A 1,937-nucleotide genomic window follows, 5' to 3' on the forward strand; every position below is an offset into this window, starting at 1 on the left:
AGGAGCTTCTTATATAATTTAAATATAAGGAATTCCGAGAAAGAAGGTTGAGAAAAAAATACCTCAGAGTAAAATAAGATTACTGACTTTGCACGGTTAGTAAAAAATCTTATTAAACAGTGAGGTACTTGAAATGAATTATAACACACAGAACGCAAAAATTGCATCTATTACGGAAAAAACTTTAATCATTGGTATTGATGTGGGAAGTGAAACCCATTATGCAAGGGCTTTTAGCTGGCGCAATTATGAGTACTCAAAGAAGCCGTTTGCTTTCAGTAACGATGAAGCTGGATTTGCAGCATTCAAAGAATGGATGGACGATATAGCAGAGAAACATGAAATGGAAGTTATTATTCCAGGAATGGAGCCAACAGGTCACTATTGGCTGAACCTTGGAGCGTACCTGCAGGAACAGGGAATGAAGCCGGTACATGTGAATCCGCATCATGTCAAGAAATCCAAAGAGCTGGATGACAATAATCCAAGTAAAAATGACCGTAAAGATCCAAAAACAATTGCAAGTCTGGTAAATGAAGGAAGATTTTCATATCCATATATTCCAACCGGGATCTATGCAGAGATCAGAAATCTGTCTAACCTTCGAATTCAGACACAGGAAGAGATCACAAGGATCAAAAACAGGATGGCCCGCTGGTTCAGCATTTATTTTCCGGAGATCAAAGACGTTTACAGGAATCCGGATGCAGTAAGCGGACTGATGGTAATCAAACAGGCACCGATGCCCTGTGATATCAGGGAACTTGGAGTGGAAGGTGTAAACAAGATATGGAGAGATGCAAGGCTGAAAGGCGCTGGGATTAAGAGGGCAACGACCCTGGTAACAGCAGCGGAGCACAGCATCGGAAATACGGAAGCACCAAGAAGTGCCAGAAAAGAGATCCGAAACCTGCTGGAAGATTACGAAGGATATAAGAAACGGATGGATGAACTTATGGAAGAGATAGAGAAAACGCTTTCTGAGATTCCCTATATAGATAAGCTGATGAAGATCAATGGGATAGGGATAAAGACGGTGAGCTGCTTTATTGCAGAAGTAGGAGACATTGGACGTTTTGATAATCCAAAACAGGTGCAGAAGCTTGCCGGTTATGCGATTGTTGCGGACAGCTCCGGGAAACACAACGGAGAAAGCCGGATCAGTCACAGAGGAAGAAAGCGTTTGAGATATGCATTGTATGAATCTGCGATATCCGTGATCGGAAAAAACAAGGAGTTCAAAGAGATCCATAGTTATTACCGGACAAGGGAGAAAAATCCATTGAAAAAGATGCAGTCAGTGATAGCGGTGGCATGTAAGCTGATCCGGATATTTTATACGATACTAACCAAAGGTGTAGATTATGATGGTCAGAAGATGCTGAATGACATCGTAAGACCAGAAATACAGCCAGCAGCATAAAGAGAAAGAAACAGTGTATCATGGCCGGTCTGAGTCCTTCAGAGAGGGAACTGGAAGGCTGAGACCAGCCATGATAGCTGGAATTAAGAAGTAAATGGAATGTAACAGGAAAGCGTCCACCGGAAGGTGCTGTTACAGGAAAGAAGTCAGTAATACAACAAACAAAGAATGAGCCAGTAGTCGGCAGGAATATATTCCAGAGGGCATGACCCTGTAAAGGAGCTGAGCTGACACCCTGGTTATGGACAGGCGGGACGAGAGAAGTTAGGACTCGGCATAGACTGATGATCCTGGTAGACATGGGAGGTTCGCTGCCGTAGATGGATGGGTACACACAAGGCCATGTAAAACGAAATAAGAAGACGTTTTACTTCGTGCACCCAAAATCCACTATTTTCGTACCAGATACAGAGAAATGTCCATTCCTATGGCTCCTTCTTCTGAGATATTTATTGATGAAACACTAAAAAATCTTTGATTTTCAAGGAAAAAAGACTTGACTATATAGGGAGGA

1 protein-coding gene is annotated in these 1,937 nt (G+C 42.2%); it reads left to right on the forward strand.

Features of this window, described 5'->3' with window-relative positions:
- The first annotated feature begins 133 nt into the window (after positions 1-133).
- The gene (locus AB5Z12_RS20685) at positions 134-1,423 is read left to right on the forward strand and encodes an IS110 family transposase (RefSeq protein ID WP_226815963.1); all 1,290 of its coding nucleotides are present in this window, start codon (positions 134-136) and stop codon (positions 1,421-1,423) included.
- Positions 1,424-1,937 lie beyond the last annotated feature (514 nt).

The sequence above is a fragment of the Ruminococcus sp. RTP21358st1_G6_RTP21358_211008 genome (assembly GCF_040908885.1).
Classification (GTDB): domain Bacteria; phylum Bacillota; class Clostridia; order Lachnospirales; family Lachnospiraceae; genus Blautia_A; species Blautia_A faecis.